Source organism: Ruegeria sp. BHSA162 (assembly GCF_059613385.1).
Window position 1 is genome coordinate 41,119 of the sequence record NZ_JBXWSK010000015.1, and the last position, 20,251, is coordinate 61,369.

Consider the following 20,251-nt stretch of genomic DNA (forward strand, 5'->3'; position numbering starts at 1 on the left):
ATCGGTCATCAGTTGAGAGCAAAGGTGACGGCCAATGGGAAAATCCAAATTCGTATTTGAAACGGGGCGTCAGGAACTTCGCCAAGTGCGTCGGGAAAGCTGGCGGCTGTACGTTTTTGTCGGTGTTCTCAGTTGCTTCACCAACCTTCTGATGCTGACCGGGCCATTGTATATGCTGCAGGTATACGACCGGGTTTTGGGCAGTCGATCGGTGGAAACGCTGGTCGCTCTCTCGGTGCTTGTTGCGTTCTTGTACGGCATTCTGGGCCTGCTTGAATATGCTCGGGGGAGGATTTTCGGACGCGTCGCGGCGCGTTTCCAGGCACGCCTTGACCGTAGGGTTTTCGAAGCTGTGCAGCGTAAGGCTTCGGTCGCTCCGGACGATCAAACGGAAACCGGCCTGCGCGATCTCGAGGCTGTTCAGCGGCTTCTGTCATCTCCGGTTCCAATGGCCTTTTTCGACGTATTCTGGACGCCCGTTTTCCTCTTGGGCATCTGGATATTCCACCCGTGGCTTGGCGCTGTCGCTGCGTTGGGTGGTTTGCTCATCTTGGCACTGACGGGTTTGAACCGAGTTTTTTCGGCACGGCCCATGTCGAATGCCAGCCGTGCTGGCGCCTCGTCCGAAGCAATGTCCAACCAGCTGCGGAACGAAGCCGAAATCGTTGAGGCGATGGGTATGCGCGATGCGACCTTCACGCGGTGGAAGACGTTGCGCGACCGGGCGCTGAAGGAGCAGATCCGCTCGGCTGACGTAAGCGGCAGCTTTGCGAACGTAACAAAGACTTTCCGGTTGTTTTTGCAGTCAGCCATCCTTGGCGTCGGTGCATTTCTTGTGCTTCAGGGGGAACTGACTGCAGGCGCAATGATTGCCAGCTCAATCCTGCTGGGCCGAGCGCTGGCACCGATGGAGCAGCTTGTGGCGCAATGGCAGTTGGTTCAGACCGCAAAAAGAGGCTGGGACAATCTGGCCGAACTGCTCGGCACCGTACCGCCCGAACGTGTGAATACGCGACTGCCGAAACCCAAAGCCAAGTTGGTTGTTCAAAACCTGACCGTATTTCCGCCGAACTCACGACAAGCCGCTCTGAAATCCGTTTCGTTCAACGTGAACCCTGGCGAAGCGGTCGGCTTGATTGGGTCGTCCGGCGCGGGGAAGTCCACACTCGCCAGATCCTTGACTGGCGTATGGCGTCCGCACAGCGGCACGATCCGGCTGGATGGCGCCGCGCTGGATCAATACGGCTCGACCGAACTTGGCAGCCTCATCGGCTATCTTCCGCAGCGGTTTCAGCTGTTTGACGGCACGATTGCCGAAAACATTGCCCGAATGGCGCCCGAGCCGGACGATGCCGCCGTCGTGGCAGCCGCAAAGAAAGCAGATGCGCATGAGATGATACTGCGGCTCGCTGATGGCTATGACACCAACGTGTCGGCGAACGGAGGGCAGCTGTCCGGTGGTCAGATGCAACGTATCGGCCTTGCCCGCGCCATGTACGGCGATCCCGTTCTGCTGGTGCTGGACGAACCAAATTCAAACCTCGACGTCGAAGGCAGTGCCGCGGTCAATCGCGCAATTGAAGAGTTCAAGGCAAACGGAAAATCCGTGTTGATCGTGGCTCATCGACCGGCCGCAATCCAGGAATGCGACAAGCTGATAATGCTTGAAAACGGCACCGTCCGGGACTTCGGTGCCAAGAAAGACGTTCTTCGGAAACTCGTTATCAACCACGAACAAATCGCAAAAACCGCCAGACAGGGAGGCCTGAAATGAAACCGGAACGGTCCGACGTAAACTCGTCTGTTTCCTGGTCAGCGCTCGGACCAGTGCTCGTGGGTCTTGTGGGCCTGATGCTGTTGCTTGGGGGCTTTGGCTATTGGTCCTTCACGACCAATATTGCCGGGGCAATCGTTGCCAGCGGTCGAATTGAAGTTGATCAAAATCAACAGGTTGTGGAACACCCCGATGGCGGCGTGGTCGCCGAGATACTTGTCGACGAAGGGTCCTTAGTCGAGGCCGGTGATGTTCTGATCAAGCTGGCGTCCAATGACCTTGCCACCAAATTGGCGATCGCCGAAAAAGAGCTTTACGAGCTCATGGCCCGCCGTGGTCGTCTTGAGGCGGAAAGAGACGGAACCGAAGAAATTCGTTTTGACCCCATACTTCAGCAAGCCGCATCTTTGGACATCGACATCGCGGACTTGGTCTATGGGCAGGAACGATTGTTTGTGGCGCGCAAGGAATCCATCGCGCAGGAGATTGATCAGCAACTCAAAAGAGTTGGTCAGATCGACAGTCAGATTGTCGGGATTGATGCTCAAAAACTGGCGCTTGCCACCCAGCTGGACCTGATACGAAAGGAACTGACGGATCAGGAATCCTTGTTTGAACGCGGATTGGCCCCCGCATCCCGCGTTCTGTCATTGCAACGGGAAGAAGCACGCTTGAGCGGCACGATGGGTGATCTGACTGCCCGTATCGCGGAATCCGAGGGGCGAAAGACCGAAATCGAGATTCAAATCCTCAAGTTGCAAAGCAAACGCCGCGAAGATGCCATTACCCGCCTCAGGGACCTGCGGTATCGGGAACTGGAATTACGCGAGGAAACGACGAATATCGCAGAGCGTATCGCCAACCTTGAAATCACGGCGCCGGTCTCTGGGGTCGTACATGGTTTGAACATCTTCAGCCTTGGCGCGGTTGTGAAACCGGCTGAACCGGTATTGTACCTCGTTCCGCAGGATCGTCCGCTGATCATAAGTGCCCGCGTCGACCCCATTCACGTTGACCAGATGTTCGTCGGACAAGATGTCGTTTTGCGCTTTTCGGCCATGGATCAGCGCAAGACGCCCGAATTGACAGGACGGGTCACCCTGGTTTCTGCGGATGCGTTCGAGGAAGCTTCGACAAACCAGACCTACTACACGGCCGAGATCGCACTGAATGCCGGAGAGCAGAAAAAACTGCCCGCGGAAACACCTCTGGTCCCTGGAATGCCGGTCGAAACCTTCATACGGACGCAGGACAGAACACCGATTGCCTACCTTATCAAACCGTTCAGCGACTACTTTGCGAAAGCATTTCGTGAGACTTGAGTGTGGGCCCCGTGTCGCCGTCAAATCGAGCCACGAGCGATTCACATAGGTCTTTCTGGCCCTGCGCGGAAAACCCGTGCGCTGCGACTGGCACGAAGATAAACCCGCTTGGCTCTTGAATAAACGCCACTGAAACTTCAACAGCCCGAACTCGGCTGTTTCCTGCAGAGCGCCCTGCCGCCTGCAGTGCCCATCACTCAAGAAAGTCGGAGACCAGAAGCTGGAATAGTTCAGTTTTCTCGGCATGAACCGCATGGGCGCAACCCGGCACGACCGCAAGCGAGGTCTTGGGGATTTCTTGCCAAAGCATATGCGTCTGGCTCCACGGATAAGTCCGATCCCGATCGCCCCAAAGCACAAGTGTTTCCTGCCGGATTTGGCTGAGGTTCTGCTCTCCGGACCAGGAGTGCATCGCGTCCAGGCCGGCGTTTATTGCAGCCAGTTTGCTTTGCGCGGCTACAGCGGCGCAGTGCTCAAACCCTTGTGCGGCTTCACGATCCAGAAACCAAGTTGCAGAGATCCTATGGGCAGTTGCGGCGGGGCCGTCCTCTGCCGCACGCTTTTTGCTTTCCTCAATGGTCTCGAACCGCCCGGGTAAAACGCCAATCGCGCCGGTTGCGTACAACACCAATCGGTCCACCCTTTCAAAATCCCGGCGGGCAATTTCCTGAGCGATCATGCCGCCCATCGAATGGCCCAGAAGATGATACATCCCCAGCCTGAGGTCGCGGAGGTGCTGGATCACCCAATCCGCATACCCGCCAATACTGTCGATGGGAGGCAGATGGGCATTTGCTCCGAATCCGGGCAGATCAACCGCCACCACGGAAAACTGGTTTTCAAGGGGGGTGACATAAGCATTCCATTGCGCACTGCCCCCCATGAAACCATGAACGAGTACCAGCGGCGTCACTTTCTTTGGCCCTGAACAATCCGATCAAGGATCATCGCGCAAAAGAGTATGGCAAAGCCCGCCAGTATCCCCTGGCCTACATTGGCGTATTGCAGCGCCTCAAGAACGTCCTCACCCAGTCCTTTGGCGCCAATCAGCGAGGCCACGACAACCATAGCCAGCGAGAGCATGATCGTCTGGTTGATACCCGCACGGATCGAAGGGCCGGCAAGGGGCAGATCGACTTTTGTGAGCAGATACCACCTGTTGGCGCCAAAACTGATCGCGGCTTCACGCACGCTTTCCGGAACGCCACGCAGACCCAAAACGGTAAGGCGCACAACGGGCGTCCCGCCGAAGATCATCGTGACGATGACAGCCGCCGGCTTGCCAACACCAAAAAAGGCGATCACCGGTACCATGAAAACGAAGGCAGGCATGGTCTGCATAAAGTCCATGATCGGCTGGATCACGGCGTAAAACCGCGGGCGGCGGGCCGAAAACATGCCCAGCGGAATGCCTATCACGATGGATAGCAGCGCAGCGGTTCCCAAGAGCGCCAGGGTCGTCATGGCTTTTTCCCAGAAACCAAGAACACCCATATAGGCCAGGAAAGCTCCGGACCAGATCGCCATGCGCAGGCCCGCCGTAAGCCATGTCAGCAATACGATAAGGGCAGCGACGACGATCCAAGGGGTCTGAACCAAGGCCACTTCCATTGCATCCAGTAGCCAGCGAATGGCGGAGGTGAGAGCCTCAAAGAAAGTCACGCTGTTGGCGACGCACCAGGCGATGAAGTCCTCGACCGCATCAATACTGGCCAGTCGAATCGAGTTTTCGGTTGGAAACGCGCTGAGAAACTCGAACCGCCCCGGGAAACTGTAGTGGACCATTGCCGTCGCCACGAGCAGCACCATGAATGCTGCGCTGAAGACGATCTGGCTCACCGGCATGCCAGAGCGGATGGTTCGATCCGACAGCCAGTCCGAAAACCGGGACTCAAGCGCCCAATTTGCGACAATTGCCTGCACCAACTTGGCGACGATCAGAATTGAAAATCCCGCCAGTACAATTGACGGCCCTTGCGCGGCAAGTGTCTCGGCCTCAACGCGGAAGCCTTCGATATTGGCCTCCAGGGCGTCAATCTGGCGCTGGATCGCGGCCGCACGATCTGATCCGCTCTCCTCCGCCGCGGCAAGCTGTCTATAACGGAGATCGAGGGTCCCTTCGATGGAAGCCACACGCGCAAGGGCATCCGCCCCCAAGTCTCCGAACAAACCCCGCGCGATCTGCACGAACCCAATCGCCTCGACGACAAGAAAGGCCAAGGCCCACGACCAGAGCCCGCGCGCACCGAACCAAATAGGACCGAAGAGCCCGGCCATTACGTTGAATGTTGCGGTAAAGCGTGCCGAGGCTCCGATCTTGTCAAAATTCCGGATGTAATAGTCGGGGCTGGTGCGCACGAAGGTGCGAATGTTTTCGCGTCGTTCCTCGGCGTATGCTTTGGCGGCGGCGCTGTCAGTATCTTCAAGGGGGTTCACACCAAGATCTTCGCTCATGACATCTCTGTCCCTTCGATCACGGTGCGCAACAGATCTGCACGCGTGATGACGCCTCTGTCCACACCGCCTTCCGTCACCAATACGGGTCGGTCGTCTTCGATAGCCCGCGTAATCAGGGCAGACAGCGTCTCATTATGGTCCACTCGCGCAGTGTCAGCCGGCAGCGGGCCGTGCCTGGCGAGATAGGTGTCCAAGGGCTGCATCGCCGCATGGGCATGCACGACCTTCAACCGCGAGATCCCCGCGACGAAATCGGCGACGTAATCATCGGCGGGATGCATTACAATCTCCTCGGCAGATCCGATCTGCACCATCTTTCCGTCACGCATGATGGCAATCCGGTCTCCGATGCGGACGGCCTCATCAAGGTCATGAGTGATGAAGATCGTCGTTTTCTTCAGGATCTTCGACAGCCGTATGAATTCATCCTGCAACTGCCGCCGGATCAGCGGATCAAGTGCTGAAAAGGGCTCATCCATCAACAGGACATCCGGGTTGGCGGCAAGAGCGCGGGCAAGACCCACACGCTGCTGCATTCCGCCAGAAAGTTCATGGGCGAATTTTGACCCCCATGCACCCAATTCCACGATGTCGAGAATGGCCGCCGCCTGCCGCATTCGCTCGTTCTTGGCGACTTGACGGATTTCCAGCGGCATCGCCACGTTGTCCAAAACCGAACGATGGGGCATCAGCGCAAAGTTCTGGAACACCATTCCGATTTTGCGGTTGCGAAAGTCTTGCAGGTCTTTGGTACCGAGCGCCATGACGTCTGTACCTTCAATCTCGATCTTGCCCGATGTGGGCTCGAGCAGTCGATTGAAGTGGCGCACAAGTGTGGATTTTCCGCTGCCGGACAGGCCCATGATGCAGAAAATCTCACCGCGCTTGACGCTCAGGCTGACATCGGCGACGCCGACAACCACATTGAATTCAGCCAGGACTTCGGCCTTGGTCAGGCGGCGCGCGCGGATAGCCTCGAGAGCCGCCAAAGGTTTTGCTCCGAAGATCTTCCAGACATTTGAGATATCGACAACAGTCTCGTCGCTCATCCGCCCACCCCTGCGTTATTCGTGAAGGGGCAAGACCTTACGGACCCGCCCCTTTCCAAGTTTTGGATCAGAGACCCAGCATGGCGTCGACGCGATCAGAGTTGGCGGCCACCCATTCGGCGGCCACCTCCTTGGCATCGCGACCATTGGCGCTGATTTCGAAGGCCAGCGAGCTTACATCATCTGCCGTGAGGGCAAAGTTGGCGAAGAACTCGGCAATCGCAGGCGAGCGATCCGCAAGTGAGTTCGACCAGGCGATCTGCACTTCCTTCAAGGCGTCCTTACTGGCAACCATCGACTTGTTGTACCAATCCGGATCGTCCGAAGGCTGCACCATGATGTATTTTTCCGGATCGTAAGGCGGCTCGGTCAGCATGACCACGTCGAACATGTACCAGACGGCGTGGGGCTCGTAGCAGTAGAAGGCGTATCCTTCTTTCTTGGCGATGCTGTCCTTGATGCGAGCGGTCTTGACAGCTTCTTCAGCGCGGATCGGCTCGATGAAGTCGAGAAGACCATAGTCCCGAACCTTGACCTCGTTCACATTGGCTGAGGCCCAACCCGGAGCACCGATCCACATTTCACCTTTGCCATTGCCGTCACTGTCCATTGCAGCCGCCACGTCTGGGCGTCCCAGGTCCGCAATGTCAGTGATATTCATCTCTGCGGCAAAGTCTTTGGATACACAGAAGCCTTGGTTGCCCTCATAGGGGTTTGACGACAACGTCACAGTACCAGCCCCATCGACATATTGTTTGGTGAAAGCTTCCTGGTTCGGCAGCCAGACATCAGGGTGCACGTCGATATCGCCCTTGCCTTGGTCCATCGCCTGAAAAATGGTGGCATTGTTGCCCGGAACATACTCCACGGTGCCACCAATGCGGGTTGTCACGATCTCACCCAGTACATGAGCGATGGCTTGCGCTCCCGTCCATGTGGGTACACCGATCTTGACCTCTTCCGCCGCCAGTGGCGCGCTGACGGCCGAAAGCAGTGCCGCACCTATCAGTTTTTCCTTGAGTGCCATGTTATTTCTCCCTGTTGGTTAGTTCTTTTGAATGTCAGGCTGCATAACCCGGAAGGTCAAAAACTTCGGGGTAGCCGAACAACGCCGCGCTTCCGCCGGTGTGCAGAAAGACGATATTGTCCATCCCCGCAAAGTAGCCTTTGCGGACCTGATCGATCAGACCATCCAGCCCTTTTCCCGAGTATACAGGGTCGAACAGAAGGCCTTCTGTACGGGCCAGTAGCTTGAGCGCATCGACCATGCCCTCGGTCGGAAGGCCATATCCCGCTCCGACATAGTCGCAGTTTGCCCGGACGGAATCCCGTGAAATCTTTGTGCCGGTGCCCAAGAACTCGGTCGTGCGAACGGCCAGATCGTGGACCATGCTTTCTTGTTTCTCTTTAGGCGCACGCACGCCAATCCCAAGCAGATGAATGTCGCTTTGCAGCGCGGCAAGCCCGGCGACCAAGCCGGCCTGAGTACCTGAACTTCCGGTCGCATGTACGAGGGCATCAATTTTCAGCCCCGCATTGGCGGCCTGTTCGCTCAGCTCGCGCGCGCAATTGACATATCCCAAAGCACCGATCGGGTTCGATCCGCCTCCGGGAATGATGTACGGTTTTTTTCCGTTGGCCCTTAACTGTGCAGCGCAAGCATCCATCTCGGCGTTCATGTCGGCACCACCGGGGCGCTTTGAGACGCTGGCGCCATGTAGGCGATCCAACAGGACGTTGCCATTCAGGATATAGTTCGGATCGTTCGAGCCGGTTCGATCCTCGAGCAAGATTTGACACGCCATACCCAGCTTTGCAGCGGCTGCCGCGGTCTGGCGCGCGTGATTGGATTGCGTCGCCCCTTGGGTGATGATCGTATCGGCGCCCTTCTCGACGGCATCGGCCATCAGGAATTCCAGCTTGCGTGTCTTGTTCCCGCCCGAGGAGAGGCCCGTGCAATCATCCCGCTTGACCCATACGCGCGGCCCCCCCAACACTTCGCTCAGGCGGTCCATCGGTTCGAGAGGGGTTGGGAAATGCCCTAGCGACACCCTTGGGAATTTTGCCAGCGTGAGGGAAAGCTCTTTGCACAGGCTCAGAACCAATTCTGCCGTGAGCACCGTTTTTCTGCCTGTTATTTGACTTGTCTCAGCCACCGAAAACTCCCCGTCTTCACGAACGCCCAAATACTTTCGAAAGCAAAAGCGGAAAAAAGGCAGAAAAACAGTGCAATTTGCGCAGGCTACCCATACCTTTTCTTTGGGCAGCCCGGGAGAAGCTTATGAATATGCTATGGTTCGAAGATGTCCTGACCCTTCTGGAAGAGCGGAACATGACCCGTGCAGCGGCCCGCCGGAACATCACGCAACCTGCGTTTTCAAGACGAATACGCAGCTTTGAAGAGTGGTTGGGGATAGAGGTCCTCGATCGCAAATCGAACCGTGTCGAGATCAGCGCGGCCTTGGCGACAAATGAAGCGGAAATCCGCGCCATGATCGCACGACTGAATGAGTTGCGCACAAAAATTGCGCAACATGATCCGGCCGTTTCGATAGTCACCATCGCAGCGACCCATGCGTCGGTCGTTTCGACGTTTCCCGACATGGCCATTCGCGCGCGAGCCCGCTTTGAAGGTCTTCGGTTCCGCCTGAGGACCGCCAATCTGAATGATTGTGTCACCCTGTTTCTGCGCGGCGACACGAATATGCTGCTGTGCTACGAGGCGCAGAGTGTCACTCCCTTGCAATTCGGATCAGGCGTGCGTCGCGGGATTTGGGGTCAGGATTACCTGGTACCGGTCATCGGCGGAGGCCTGCGATACGCGGTACGCGGAAAAGGCGACGTGCCTATGAACACGCCGGCTATTGTCTACCCCGAAAACAGCTACTTCGGCGAAGCATTGAAAAAAAGCCAACGCCCGTTCGGGACCGCCGACTACAGCAAGAATCCCATTTGCCAGACAGCTTTCTCCAGCGGGGCCAAAGAAATGATCCTGAATGGTCTTGGTGTCGGGTGGCTGCCGTTCAGCATGGTTCACAAAGAAATCGAAAGCGGCGAGCTGATCTCCCTGCGCAACCAGATTGGTCAAGAAATGCTCGATGTGGTCATCTACGCGCATCATCAAGTAGAGACGGCAAATTCACTGCTCGAATTCTGGGCAAAGAAACCGGTTTCGACGTCCTGATCCGGCACCTCGATTTTCCGGTGCTCCAAACCAATTATTCTGCGCCAATTGCTGGAGCAGACTAGTGGCCATAAGAAGGCCTGCAGTGGTTGAATTTCAACTGCTACCTCTGGCTCCAACGAACCTTGTGCACCTCTCGCTTAAACAAACCAAAGGCTGACTTTGCGTTGCGGAAGGGCGCCCAAACGCCGTTCAGTTGACGGTGCAACATCGTTGGTCAACGATAGGCTTGACGCTTCAGGTCAGCATTCGACCGCACAGACGCGGCCTTGACACAGGAAACTCGGCGGCCATCGGTTGAAGTCCGCTCAACTTCTGAATCACAACCCAACCGGATCGTTTGACTGTCTGGCCACGCATTGCGGCAAACACGCTGTCCGCAGACTTTCAGACGGCATCAACGCCGCAGATCGAACGGTCAAATACCTGCATCGACGAGCAACGAGACCCGGCTCAATCAGACGGCATTTGCGCCGTTGGTGTCGACATGGAAATCGCTCGTTCCTCATCCGTCATATCTTCGGCAATCCCTTCAAAGAGCGGTGTCGAAAGATACCGTTCGCCTGTGTCGGGCAGCATCACCAGCATCACCGATCCGTCCGGGGCGCTTTTGGCCACTTCCATTGCGATGGCAAATGTGGATCCACCTGAGATTCCGGTGAAAATCCCCTCCTCTGCGGCCAGACGCCTGGACCAGGTGATACCGTCCGCTCCGGCGACGGGAAGCAGTTCATCATAATAAGCATTGTCCAGGGCTTCCTGAAGCACATACGGGATGAAATCGGGCGTCCAACCCTGAATGGGATGCGGCTCGAAAGCCGGATGGCTCTCAGTAGGCTGATGGGCCTCATTGCGGGTGTTCACGTAGCCAGACCCGACAATCGCAGCGTTTGCAGGCTCGGTCAGGATGATCTTGGTGTCAGGGCGATCGCGCTTGAGCACGCGCGACACGCCCGAAACGGTACCGCCTGTTCCATAACCGGTGATCCAGTAGTCAAGCCGCTGTCCTTCGAAATCACTGAGTATTTCCCTCGCTGTCGTGGCCTCGTGGATGTCGGCGTTGGCGCTTGTCTCGAATTGGCTGGCGAGAAACCAGCCATTTGCCTCGGCCAACTCCTTGGCCTTGGAGTACATCCCAAAACCCTTGAGCGCACGAGGCGTCAGCACAACCTTGGCCCCAAGAAACCGCATCAACCGGCGGCGTTCCACCGAGAAGCTGTCAGCCATAGTGACCACAAGCGGATAACCCTTTGCGGCACATACCATCGCAAGACCTATCCCGGTATTTCCCGAGGTAGCCTCGACGACCGTTTGCCCGGGTTTCAGCCGACCTTCCCTTTCGCCCGCTTCGATGATGTTCAGCGCAAGGCGGTCCTTGACCGAGCCCGCGGGGTTGAAAGCTTCAAACTTGACGTAGACCGTCACGTTGGCCGGCGCGATTTTGTTGATGCGAATGCACGGCGTGTTGCCGACCGTGTCCAGGACGCTGTCATATAAACGGCCGCGCCCGGATGTGGTTCGAATTTCCATGTGCCCCTCCTGCTTATCCACTTTTCTTCAAATGCGAAGAAGACTGCCACAAGCGCGATGCAATTGATAGAACGTCAACAGCACAGTAGAGGAACGGACCTTCTCCCACGCTACTAAAGCTGAGAGCCGATTGGCAAAATACTGAAAAATCCAGCTACGATATGATCCCAAGCCGAACCCGTTGGCTCTGAGTCATATTCAAGGATTTCTCCGTTCTCGCCCCGGGTTCTCCATTTGAGTTGGCCAGCACTCTCCAGCGTCACATGATATGTATATGCTGGAAGCGCATCGTCCAAAGCACCCATGGTTTGTGCGGTCAACGCCGGAGAGTCGATGAGAATGCCCATTTCTGTGTTTATGTTGACTGAACGAGGGTCCCAATTGAACGAACCGACAAACAGATATCTGTCATCGACAGCGAACGCTTTGGAATGAAGACCCGACCGAGATTGAGCCCAGTTTATTCCACGACGTTGGACCTGATAAGCGTCAGGCCGCAATTCATAAAGCTCGACCCCACCACGCAGCAACGCCCGGCGTTTCTTGGCGTAGTGCGCATAGACTGGTGCTACGTCGTTTGAAGCAAGCGAGTTGGTTACGACTTTGACTTCGACACCTCGGTTTTCCAGTTCGGTCATCCACTTCACGCCGTTGTTGCGTGGCACGAAGTAGGCCGAAACGATATTGACCTCCCTGTCAGCACTTTCGAAATACGGCAGCAGTTGCGACGCAAGAATTGGATCTGAGTTATCAAGCCCTGCGGCTTTGGAAGGCGGATCAGCGTAGAGTTTTGCGGGCACCCAATCCAAGGAAAGCGTTCCGTCTGCAAAACTCTCCCTTGCGGATTTTCTGAGAGCTTCGCCGTACTGGGTCTGCTTTGCCGCCTCCACGAGCTCATTCAGTCTGCTTCGCGCTTGGCCAAGCGAAAATTCTTCAGGTTGCCCGACGACCACGCGGGCCGGAACCGCGAACTCACTGTTCCAGTATTCGTCAAAGCTTTGCGAAACTTCATTTACGACAGGACCGGCTGCCAGAACGTCCAGATCCGCATAGTTCATTTCCTCCCGCGCGAGGAAGTACTCGGCGCCGATATTCCGACCACCGACAATTGTGAACACGTTGTCTGCGGTCATCGACTTATTGTGCATTCTGCGATTGATCCGCTTGAAGTCCGTGAGCCCGGCAATGATCAGGCTTTGGTCGCGCCAGAAAGGATTGAACAGACGGATTTCAATATTCTCGTGGTGGTCCAAAGCGGCTGTCATCGCGTCGTATCCGGATGTGTCCATGTCATCCAAAAGCAAGCGAACGCGTACGCCTCGATCCGCCGCCTGCAAAAGGCTGGCCGCAAAGAGGTGACCTGTCGGGTCGTTATGCAAAAGGTAGTATTGAGCGTCGATCGATTGTTCAGCCGCTGCAGCGAGTAGAAGCCGTGACACCAAGGCTTGTTCACCGTCGCTGATCAATTTGACACCGGACCGGCCGTCTTTGGGGTCCCCAAGCCGGGTCGCCGTCTGCCCAAGTGTGCTGTTTGTCCTTGCCGAGAATGAAACCGAATTGGTTTTCTCATATGTACGAACTTTTGGGGCACAAGCGACAAGAGCGAATGTGCAGAACGCACAAAACATGATTGTCCAAGGCTTCATCGATTTCCTCCGCTCGTCACACATAGGTGACTACGCCAAGAGGCAAGAATGCAAGTATGTTCCGAGAAAGGTGGGGAGGTTTCCTGAAGTAGTGTCGTTCCAGAGGAATTGCGGCTCAAAGCCAGCCAGCCGGTCACGACTGAAAATTTTTTCGGCTGACGAAGCGCCCTGTCCACAATCGAAAGGCAATCTGTTCGTCGCTGAATGGTTTCTTCGGTATCGCTACACTCCCCTGTTGCCAGAAATATACCCAAAATTTCGCACTCGGTTCGGACCAGTTTCAGGGGTCAAGACCACCCTCTCGGCGCGCCCGGAAAAAGATGCACGATTCCAGGGGTGCTTTTCATCAACGGGATCGCAGTGTCGCGAAAAAAGCGGCAAAACTCGTCTTCTTTACCTGACCGCGTCGTCACCTGAAAAATTCGCATGATCATACATCCGTCCTCCCAAAGGTGCGGTTTCTGAATGTATGTGTGCCTCGCACGATCCAGCTTAGCGTACTCGATACCGAGTGTCAGTTTAGGGCTCGGAGCAGTCGCTTATAGTCCAATTCGACAGGCGCATTGCGGACGAAGCCACCTAATATTCAGCTTGTTGGGGTGTGTGATAACGGCCCAAGGAGGGCCTTGGGGAAATTTTGACCCGGTGCCGTCAACTGCTGTTTCTAGCACAAAAGGCTGCTACGCGGGTAAAGCTCACACACTCTTCTTCGTGTTGAACGGTTGCTACAGAGAAGTGACGAAGTGCGCCAAATCACCGGTCAACTGTTGTGTTCTGCCCGCGGTCTTCCTATGTGCACTTCATCGGAAATGGAGATTTTATGTCCCGGTAAGGAAGGGAGGCAGCGCGCCTCCCGGAGCATATTCAAAATCTGAAGCACCGCCGTCGCTTTGTTGCCGACGGAGTGTTTTGATGTGCGCACTCTTTCCTACCATCAGCGCCCAAATCTGACCTGGGCCAGAGACATGAAAGTGAACACCCTATGACAAGGGATTACTCCAACTTCCTTCCGCCTCGCGCAAGCGAAGCGGGATCGCACGCCAATCCCAGCCCTCTTCAGGCATTGGGATGGCAACCGTTTTTCGCCCAACAGATCAGCGTAGAGGACTTGTCGGCGACACCTCCCGTTCGCGTTGTCGAAGTGCATCGCAATGGGCTGCATGTCGTCGGTGACGGCATAGATACGGTACTTCCGCCGGGAGCCGACGCAACTGTCGGAGACTGGCTGATGCTGGACTCCACACGTCCGCGCTCCAGTCGGGTTCTTGAGCGCACAAGCCTCATCAAGCGGCGTGCGCCCGGAACCGACCGGCAGGAACAACTGATCGCGGCGAACATTGATACGGCCTTTATCGTCACGTCTTGCAATCAGGACTTCAAGGTGGCCCGGCTGGAACGCTATGCAGCTCTGGCTTTGGAGGCACGGATGACACCCGTCATCGTCGTCACAAAGACCGACCTCGTGACAGACCCGCAGAACTATATCGACGCTGCCCGCGCGGTATCGGACATGATCGACGTGGTCGCCTTTGACGCCCGCGGAGACGCGCCCCGGACAAAACTGCTTCCCTGGTGCAAACCCGGCAAGACGGTGGCGTTTCTCGGCTCATCTGGTGTTGGTAAATCAACGTTGGCCAATGCGCTGCTCGAGAGTCAGTCCATTGAAACCCAAACCATTCGTGAGGACGACGCAAAGGGGCGGCATACGACAACGCGGCGCGAGCTTCATGCGATGCCCAATGGCTGTCTGGTCTTGGACACTCCGGGCATGCGGGAACTGCAGCTCACCGATGCAGCGGAAGGTATCAATGATCTTTTCGCCGACATTCAGGAGTTGGCCGCGCAGTGTCGATTCAAGAACTGTCAGCACGATTCTGAGCCGGAATGCGCTGTTCTGAAGGCTATCGATGAGGGTGTTCTTGATAGCGATCGGCTTCGCAGATGGCGCAAGCTCATGGCCGAAGATGCGTTTAACTCGGCGAGTCTTGCGGAACGCAGGTCGCGCGACAAGGCGTTTGGGAAGATGGTCCGCGGAGTCAAAAAACTCAAAGATGTCAGGAAGTAAGGCGATGACACAGTCGAAAGCCGGTCAAATCGTATGGCATGACCTATTCACACCGGACAGGGCGCGTTCAATGGCATTCTACCAGCACGTCGCCGACTGGGCTTATGAAGTCGAGCGGGCATCGGATTTTGCATGGGGTGGCGGCGAGCAGGATTTCGTCCTCGCCCTTTCCGGTGACGAAGCGGGCGCGGGTTTGATCGAGACGCCGCCCGAGCAAGCGAAGGGCTGGGTCGCCTACATCGAGGTCCCCGACGTGGACCTGGCGGCCAAGCGCGTCGACACGCTCGGAGGCAAAATTGTTCGGGAGCCATTCGAGGTGCCGGACGTCGGGCGCAACGCACTCGTTCGCGATCCGCTCGGCGCTTTGGTGGGGATTTCGCTGTCTCGGCACAGTTTCCCCGTGCCGAGACGGCAGTTTGGCCCTGAAGTGTATATCAGCAACGATGATGGCTTTCCGCAGGCGTTCTACATCGAACTCTTCGGATGGCAGGTGTCTCCCGATCGGGACCAGGATTGCGCCACTCTCCTCGGGCCTCGGGGCCGTCTTGTTGCAATCCAGCATGCCGCGACTTGGGCAACCGCCTCAAACGCATCTTGGGTCCCGAGCCTAAAAGTTGCTTCAGTCCCTGACGCCTTCCGTGCCGCTGAAACCAAAGGGGCGCATCCGGCCTCCTTGAACGTGAGCGAAACCGTTCAAGCTCAAATCCCCATCCTGTGTGATCCGGACGGAAGGCCGTTTGCTTTCGGCGGCGAGCAGACAAACCCTTTCTAGCCACTCGCAAATTCTTCTCAGGAACTGCAGAGCGGGTTTTTTCCGCTCTGCAGGGTCCGGAACTCAGCGCTAATGCGCGCTATTCGACAGTGTATTGGTCGGGATCCAGCCGCCTTTTCGTTTCTGATGTCAGTTCTCCGATGCTTTGGTCCGGCATAGGGGGTGTGTGCCGTAGCCGCTCGGTTTGAAACCAATGACCGACACCTAGTCCCCTACAAGTCTCGCGTACTGCCGTGTCGAGATGTTTGGTGAGGCGCGGAAAGCTGTCTTTCAAGGGGTATCCTGAATTCTGAAGTCGCAAACCGTATTGCTGCCGTCGGCTGTGACCTCGACGCAGACCTCATTGATCGAGATTGCATTTCATCTAGCTTCGTCCAGGTCCGAAATTGGGTCGACAACGAATACTAGACGCCTTGCGATGGAGCCAATTCAAGTCGGTGTTTGAATTCAAACTACCGTTGATTGCTTGCGCGCGTACCTCTCAAACAACTTCTTCTGGAAAACCGATGCAAGACCAAACCGTTAAGGTTATGCCAATTGCTTTAGCCGTGGCATCAAATCCAATAGTTCCCGTGTATACGGATGCTCGGGAGCTTCGAACAACGCGTCCGTCTCCTGAACCTCAAGCAGCTTCCCATGCCGCATCACGCCCACCCGGTCACACATCTGACGTACGACAGGAAGATCATGGCTGATAAAGAGCATAGTCAGGCCCAGATGCTCCTGCAGGTCTTTGAGAATGTTCAGGATTTGCGCCTGAATGGATACGTCCAGGGCGCTGGTCGGCTCATCGCAGATCAGAAAACGGGGCTGAGTTGCGAGGGCGCGAGCAATACAAATGCGCTGACGCTGCCCACCGGAAAACTCGTGTGGATACTTGCGCCACGCGTCCTTGGCCAGGCCAACCCAGTCAAGCAGTTCGCGCACGCGCGGTTCAATTGCGGGCTTGGGCAGGATTTTGTGATGATGGATGGGCTCGGCAACGAGGTCCCCGACCCTCATGCGGGGATTTAGGCTGGAGAACGGGTCTTGAAAGATCATCTGGATCTGGCGGCGGTAGGCTTGCAGGGCCTCTGCCTCCATCACTGTGACGTCTTCGCCATCAAAGATCACCCGACCACCGTCCACAGGATAGAGTGTTCCAATCATCCGGGCGACTGTAGACTTGCCAGAGCCACTTTCGCCGACAAGGCCAAAAACCTCACCGTCGCGAATGTCGAAACTCACCTGATCGACGGCAGTGAAGTACTTGCGTTGCGAGGGCAGCAGCCCGCCCTTTTGGAGGAACGTTTTAGTAATGCTTTCGATTTCCAGCAGTTTGCCGGATTTCGACAGATCGGTCTTTTCCCAATGGGCCGCCAGATCGTCGATCTTGAAGGTTCTTTCCCGCTCGCCATAATTGACTACTGGGAAACGCTCTACTTTGGTGTGCGGGCGCGGCACGGCGGCAATCAGAGATTTGGTATACTCATGTTTCGGTGCGCCGAGGATCTGATCGGTCGTTCCGCTTTCAACCACATGACCGGAATACATCACGGTAACCGAGTCCGTGGTGTCGGCGATAACGCCCATATCGTGGGTAACGAGGATCACGCCGACCTGACGCTCTTTCGCCAGTTCCTTGATCAGATCCAGCACCTGCGCTTGGACAGACACATCCAAGGCCGTTGTGGGTTCGTCCGCGATCAGAACGCTGGGCTCGGTACAGAGTGCAAGCGCGATTACCACCCGCTGACGCATCCCTCCGGAGAACTGGTGCGGATACTGGTTGAATCTGTCTGCCGGGTCGGGGATGGACACGCGATCCAGCAGAGAAATGGCGCGCTTTTTGGCCTCGGAAGCGGACAGGCCGAGGTGAAGCTGGATCGTCTCGACCAATTGCTCGCCCACTGTGAACAACGGGTTCAGCGAGGTTAGCGGGTCCTGAAAGATCATCCCGATCTCTTTGCCCCGGATTCGGCGTTTGTCCTCGGCGTCCAGTTCGTCAATCCGGCGACCGTTCAGCCAGACCTCACCTTCGGAGACATGGGCCGGGGGGTCCAGAAGGCCGATCACGGCGTTGCCGGTCATGGACTTGCCAGCACCGCTTTCGCCGACAACGCCCCGGATCTCGCCAGGATGCAGGTCGTAGGTCACATGCTCGACCGGCTTGAAGATGCCGTGGCGTGTGGGGATTTCCACAGTCAGGTTGCGGATCGAAAGAACGGGATCGGTCATTTCAGCCTCGGGTTCAGAACGTCACGCAGCCAGTCGCCCAGCAGGTTCACACTCAGCGCCAGTGCCAGCAGGGTGCAGGCCGGGAAGAACAGGATCCACCACTCGCCCGAGAACAGGAATCCCTGCCCAATGCGGATCAGCGTCCCCAGCGAGGGCTGGGTCGGTGGCGCGCCAACGCCAAGGAAACTGAGCGTCGCCTCGGCAATGATCGCCAGCGCCAATGAGATAGTCGCGATCACCAGCACCGGTGACAGTACATTGGGCAGGATATGGCGCAGCATGATGGTCAGCGGGCTTTGTCCGATGATGCGCGCGGCGGCGACGTAATCTTTGTTCTTCTCAACCAACGTTGCGCCCCGGACGACACGAGCAAACTGCACCCAATCGGACAGGCCAATGGCCAGGATCAGCACCCAGATCGCCATCTGGTCGCGATACTCCACCGGGGTAATGCCCTTGGCGATCCCAAAGATCAGCATGGCCAGAAGGATCGATGGGAAAGTCAGCTGCACATCCGCCGTGCGCATGATGATGGTTTCGGTCCAACCGCCGAAATAGCCCGATAGCAGGCCCAGAATGATCCCCAGAACCATCGCGAACAGAACGGCCGCCACCCCAACGAATAGCGAGATCCGCATTCCGTAGAGGATGGTCGAGAACACATCACGCCCCTGATCGTCTGTGCCCATGAGGAAGGTTTCGCCTGTAAAGGCATTGGGTTCCATCGGCGGGGTGAAGCCGTTCATCAGGTTCAGGCTGGCCGGGTCAAACGGGTTTGTCGGCGCAATCAGTGGTGCGAGGATCGTGGCCAGGATCAGGATCAATGCCACTGTCGCCGACACCATGGCGACAGGCGAGCGGCGGAAGGCGTAGAACTGGTCGCTGTCCAGAATGCGTTTCACACGGCTCATGCGCTGACCCTCAGGCGCGGGTCGATGAAGGCGTAAAGGATATCGACCGCAAGGTTGATGGTGACAAAGATGACCGAGATCATCATCAGGTATGCTGCCATGACAGGGATATCCACGAATTGGATTGCATTGATGAACAAAAGGCCCAGGCCCGGCCACTGAAACACCGTCTCGGTGATGATGGCAAAGGCGATGATGGCTCCCAGTTGCAGGCCGATAATCGTGATGACCGGGACCATGGTATTCTTCAGCGCATGGCGGAAATTGATGGTCCGGTCACTCAGCCCACGGGCGCGGGCAAAGCGGATATAGTCTTGCCGGAGTACTTCCAACATCTCGGAGCGCACCAGCCGCATGATGAGGGTCATCTGGTATAGACCCAGTGTAATCGCGGGCAGGATCAGCGCCTTGAGTCCACTGCTTGTCAGCAAGCCTGTGTTCCACCAGCCCAGATCCACGACTTCTCCGCGTCCAAAACTGGGCAGCCAGCCAAGTTCGACCGAGAAGATGTAAATCAACAGAATCCCGATCAGGAACGTCGGCAGGGACACCCCGATCAGAGAGGCTGACATGATGAAATTCGCTGCAAACCCGTCTCGGCGGATTGCGGTGAACACACCCAGCGCGATGCCCAAGACTATGGCAAATACGGCTGAGACCAGCGCCAGTTCCAACGTTGCCGGCGCGCGTTCGGCCAGGATTTCCGCGACCGGACGCCCTTGACGGAAGCTGACGCCAAAATTGCCCTGTACCGCTTCCTGCAGAAACTTCACATATTGCACCGGAAACGGCTGATCGAGCCCCAACTGCGCGCGCAGACGTTCCACATCTTCCATGGTCCGCTCTTGCCCCAGCATGTTGTCGATCGGATCTCCGACAAAGCGGAACATGGAAAAGGCGACCAGGCCCACGACGAACAGAACCAGCGCCGACTGAGCCACACGCCTGATAATGTATGACAGCATTTAGTTGACCGTTACCCAGCGCAGAAGGAAGAAGTTGTCGGGCCGTTGTGTCAGCTCGATATTGCTGCGCGCGCCCCAGACCAGCGGTTGAACGTAAAGCGGTACATAGGCCACCTCATCGTGCAGGATACCTGCCACCTCGTCCAGCATTGCCTGACGTTTGGGTTCGTCAATCTCGGACTGGATCAGCGGCAGCAATTCATCCACGCGAGAGTTCGAATAGCCGCCAAAGTTCCACGAACCCAACTTCTTTTCCTCATTCGGGGTCGAAGCGAGAAAACGCACGGGATGCTCGGCATCAAACGTACCGGGTGACCAACCCAACAGATACATATCAAAATTGTCGGCCCGCAGTTCAG

15 protein-coding genes and 1 pseudogene are annotated in these 20,251 nt (G+C 56.7%); 5 read left to right on the forward strand and 11 right to left on the reverse strand.

The window, feature by feature from the left end; translation table 11 throughout:
- Window positions 1-34 precede the first annotated feature (34 nt).
- The gene (locus tag AC2FM5_RS07065) at window positions 35-1,774 is read left to right on the forward strand and encodes a type I secretion system permease/ATPase (protein WP_496734689.1); all 1,740 of its coding nucleotides are present in this window, start codon (window positions 35-37) and stop codon (window positions 1,772-1,774) included.
- Complete coding sequence (locus AC2FM5_RS07070) at window positions 1,771-3,096, forward strand: HlyD family type I secretion periplasmic adaptor subunit (RefSeq protein ID WP_496734691.1); 1,326 nt, start codon at window positions 1,771-1,773, stop codon at window positions 3,094-3,096. The genes AC2FM5_RS07065 and AC2FM5_RS07070 overlap by 4 nt, the downstream gene beginning before the upstream one ends.
- 193 nt (window positions 3,097-3,289) lie before the next feature.
- Here the strand turns inward: AC2FM5_RS07070 and AC2FM5_RS07075 are convergent, their stop codons facing one another.
- The 5 genes from AC2FM5_RS07075 to cuyA form a co-directional block, all read right to left on the reverse strand.
- Complete coding sequence (locus tag AC2FM5_RS07075) at window positions 3,290-4,009, reverse strand: alpha/beta fold hydrolase (protein WP_170389583.1); 720 nt, start codon at window positions 4,007-4,009, stop codon at window positions 3,290-3,292.
- Window positions 4,006-5,550 carry an ABC transporter permease subunit gene (locus tag AC2FM5_RS07080; RefSeq protein WP_496734693.1) on the reverse strand — a complete coding sequence of 515 codons (1,545 nt, stop codon included), beginning with the start codon at window positions 5,548-5,550 and terminating at the stop codon, window positions 4,006-4,008. The genes AC2FM5_RS07075 and AC2FM5_RS07080 overlap by 4 nt, the downstream gene beginning before the upstream one ends.
- Window positions 5,547-6,602: a quaternary amine ABC transporter ATP-binding protein gene (locus AC2FM5_RS07085; RefSeq protein WP_496734695.1), complete on the reverse strand. Its 1,056-nt coding sequence runs from the start codon at window positions 6,600-6,602 to the stop codon at window positions 5,547-5,549. Before AC2FM5_RS07085 ends, AC2FM5_RS07080 begins: the two co-directional genes overlap by 4 nt.
- A gap of 67 nt (window positions 6,603-6,669) precedes the next feature.
- Window positions 6,670-7,629, reverse strand: coding sequence for an ABC transporter substrate-binding protein (locus AC2FM5_RS07090; protein WP_170442210.1), 960 nt, complete (start codon window positions 7,627-7,629; stop codon window positions 6,670-6,672).
- 34 nt (window positions 7,630-7,663) lie between these two features.
- Entirely contained in the window at window positions 7,664-8,695 is a 1,032-nt protein-coding gene (gene cuyA, locus AC2FM5_RS07095; protein ID WP_480636289.1) for a D-cysteate sulfo-lyase, read from the reverse strand.
- A gap of 194 nt (window positions 8,696-8,889) precedes the next feature.
- Here cuyA and AC2FM5_RS07100 point away from each other — a divergent pair, with 194 nt between their 5' ends.
- Window positions 8,890-9,786 (forward strand): LysR family transcriptional regulator, encoded by an 897-nt coding sequence (locus AC2FM5_RS07100; protein ID WP_496734698.1) that lies wholly within the window; start codon window positions 8,890-8,892, stop codon window positions 9,784-9,786.
- A gap of 453 nt (window positions 9,787-10,239) precedes the next feature.
- Here the strand turns inward: AC2FM5_RS07100 and AC2FM5_RS07105 are convergent, their stop codons facing one another.
- Window positions 10,240-11,316: a PLP-dependent cysteine synthase family protein gene (locus AC2FM5_RS07105; RefSeq protein ID WP_496734700.1), complete on the reverse strand. Its 1,077-nt coding sequence runs from the start codon at window positions 11,314-11,316 to the stop codon at window positions 10,240-10,242.
- 113 nt (window positions 11,317-11,429) lie between these two features.
- A complete protein-coding gene (locus tag AC2FM5_RS07110) occupies window positions 11,430-12,962 on the reverse strand; it encodes a phospholipase D family protein (RefSeq protein ID WP_496734702.1) in 1,533 nt (510 codons plus the stop codon).
- A 1,228-nt stretch (window positions 12,963-14,190) separates the two neighbouring features.
- Here AC2FM5_RS07110 and rsgA point away from each other — a divergent pair.
- Window positions 14,191-15,027, forward strand: coding sequence for a ribosome small subunit-dependent GTPase A (gene rsgA / locus AC2FM5_RS07115; protein ID WP_367647377.1), 837 nt, complete (start codon window positions 14,191-14,193; stop codon window positions 15,025-15,027).
- Between the two features lie 4 nt (window positions 15,028-15,031).
- Window positions 15,032-15,799, forward strand: a complete 768-nt coding sequence (locus AC2FM5_RS07120) for a VOC family protein (RefSeq protein ID WP_496734704.1) — start codon at window positions 15,032-15,034, stop codon at window positions 15,797-15,799.
- A 528-nt stretch (window positions 15,800-16,327) separates the two neighbouring features.
- On the opposite strand, the gene AC2FM5_RS07125 is transcribed toward AC2FM5_RS07120, so the two are convergent.
- The 4 genes and pseudogenes from AC2FM5_RS07125 to AC2FM5_RS07140 form a co-directional block, all read right to left on the reverse strand.
- Window positions 16,328-18,016 carry an ABC transporter ATP-binding protein gene (locus AC2FM5_RS07125; RefSeq protein ID WP_170445187.1) on the reverse strand — a complete coding sequence of 563 codons (1,689 nt, stop codon included), beginning with the start codon at window positions 18,014-18,016 and terminating at the stop codon, window positions 16,328-16,330.
- Window positions 18,013-18,927 carry an ABC transporter permease gene (locus AC2FM5_RS07130; RefSeq protein ID WP_170339892.1) on the reverse strand — a complete coding sequence of 305 codons (915 nt, stop codon included), beginning with the start codon at window positions 18,925-18,927 and terminating at the stop codon, window positions 18,013-18,015. Before AC2FM5_RS07130 ends, AC2FM5_RS07125 begins: the two co-directional genes overlap by 4 nt.
- Complete coding sequence (locus AC2FM5_RS07135; RefSeq protein WP_170339894.1) at window positions 18,924-19,892, reverse strand: ABC transporter permease; 969 nt, start codon at window positions 19,890-19,892, stop codon at window positions 18,924-18,926. The genes AC2FM5_RS07130 and AC2FM5_RS07135 overlap by 4 nt, the downstream gene beginning before the upstream one ends.
- Window positions 19,893-20,251, reverse strand: a pseudogene (locus AC2FM5_RS07140) (ABC transporter substrate-binding protein); the annotation flags it as partial. It abuts the gene before it with no gap.

Coding starts and splice junctions, on each gene's coding strand:
- AC2FM5_RS07065 (WP_496734689.1), top strand. CDS start 35: ATGGGAAAATCCAAATTCGTATTTGAAACGGGGCGTCAGGAACTTCGC.
- AC2FM5_RS07070 (WP_496734691.1), top strand. CDS start 1,771: ATGAAACCGGAACGGTCCGACGTAAACTCGTCTGTTTCCTGGTCAGCG.
- AC2FM5_RS07080 (WP_496734693.1), bottom strand. CDS start 5,550: ATGAGCGAAGATCTTGGTGTGAACCCCCTTGAAGATACTGACAGCGCC.
- AC2FM5_RS07085 (WP_496734695.1), bottom strand. CDS start 6,602: ATGAGCGACGAGACTGTTGTCGATATCTCAAATGTCTGGAAGATCTTC.
- AC2FM5_RS07090 (WP_170442210.1), bottom strand. CDS start 7,629: ATGGCACTCAAGGAAAAACTGATAGGTGCGGCACTGCTTTCGGCCGTC.
- AC2FM5_RS07100 (WP_496734698.1), top strand. CDS start 8,890: ATGCTATGGTTCGAAGATGTCCTGACCCTTCTGGAAGAGCGGAACATG.
- AC2FM5_RS07105 (WP_496734700.1), bottom strand. CDS start 11,316: ATGGAAATTCGAACCACATCCGGGCGCGGCCGTTTATATGACAGCGTC.
- AC2FM5_RS07110 (WP_496734702.1), bottom strand. CDS start 12,962: ATGAAGCCTTGGACAATCATGTTTTGTGCGTTCTGCACATTCGCTCTT.
- rsgA (WP_367647377.1), top strand. CDS start 14,191: ATGCTGGACTCCACACGTCCGCGCTCCAGTCGGGTTCTTGAGCGCACA.
- AC2FM5_RS07120 (WP_496734704.1), top strand. CDS start 15,032: ATGACACAGTCGAAAGCCGGTCAAATCGTATGGCATGACCTATTCACA.
- AC2FM5_RS07125 (WP_170445187.1), bottom strand. CDS start 18,016: ATGACCGATCCCGTTCTTTCGATCCGCAACCTGACTGTGGAAATCCCC.
- AC2FM5_RS07130 (WP_170339892.1), bottom strand. CDS start 18,927: ATGAGCCGTGTGAAACGCATTCTGGACAGCGACCAGTTCTACGCCTTC.
- AC2FM5_RS07135 (WP_170339894.1), bottom strand. CDS start 19,892: ATGCTGTCATACATTATCAGGCGTGTGGCTCAGTCGGCGCTGGTTCTG.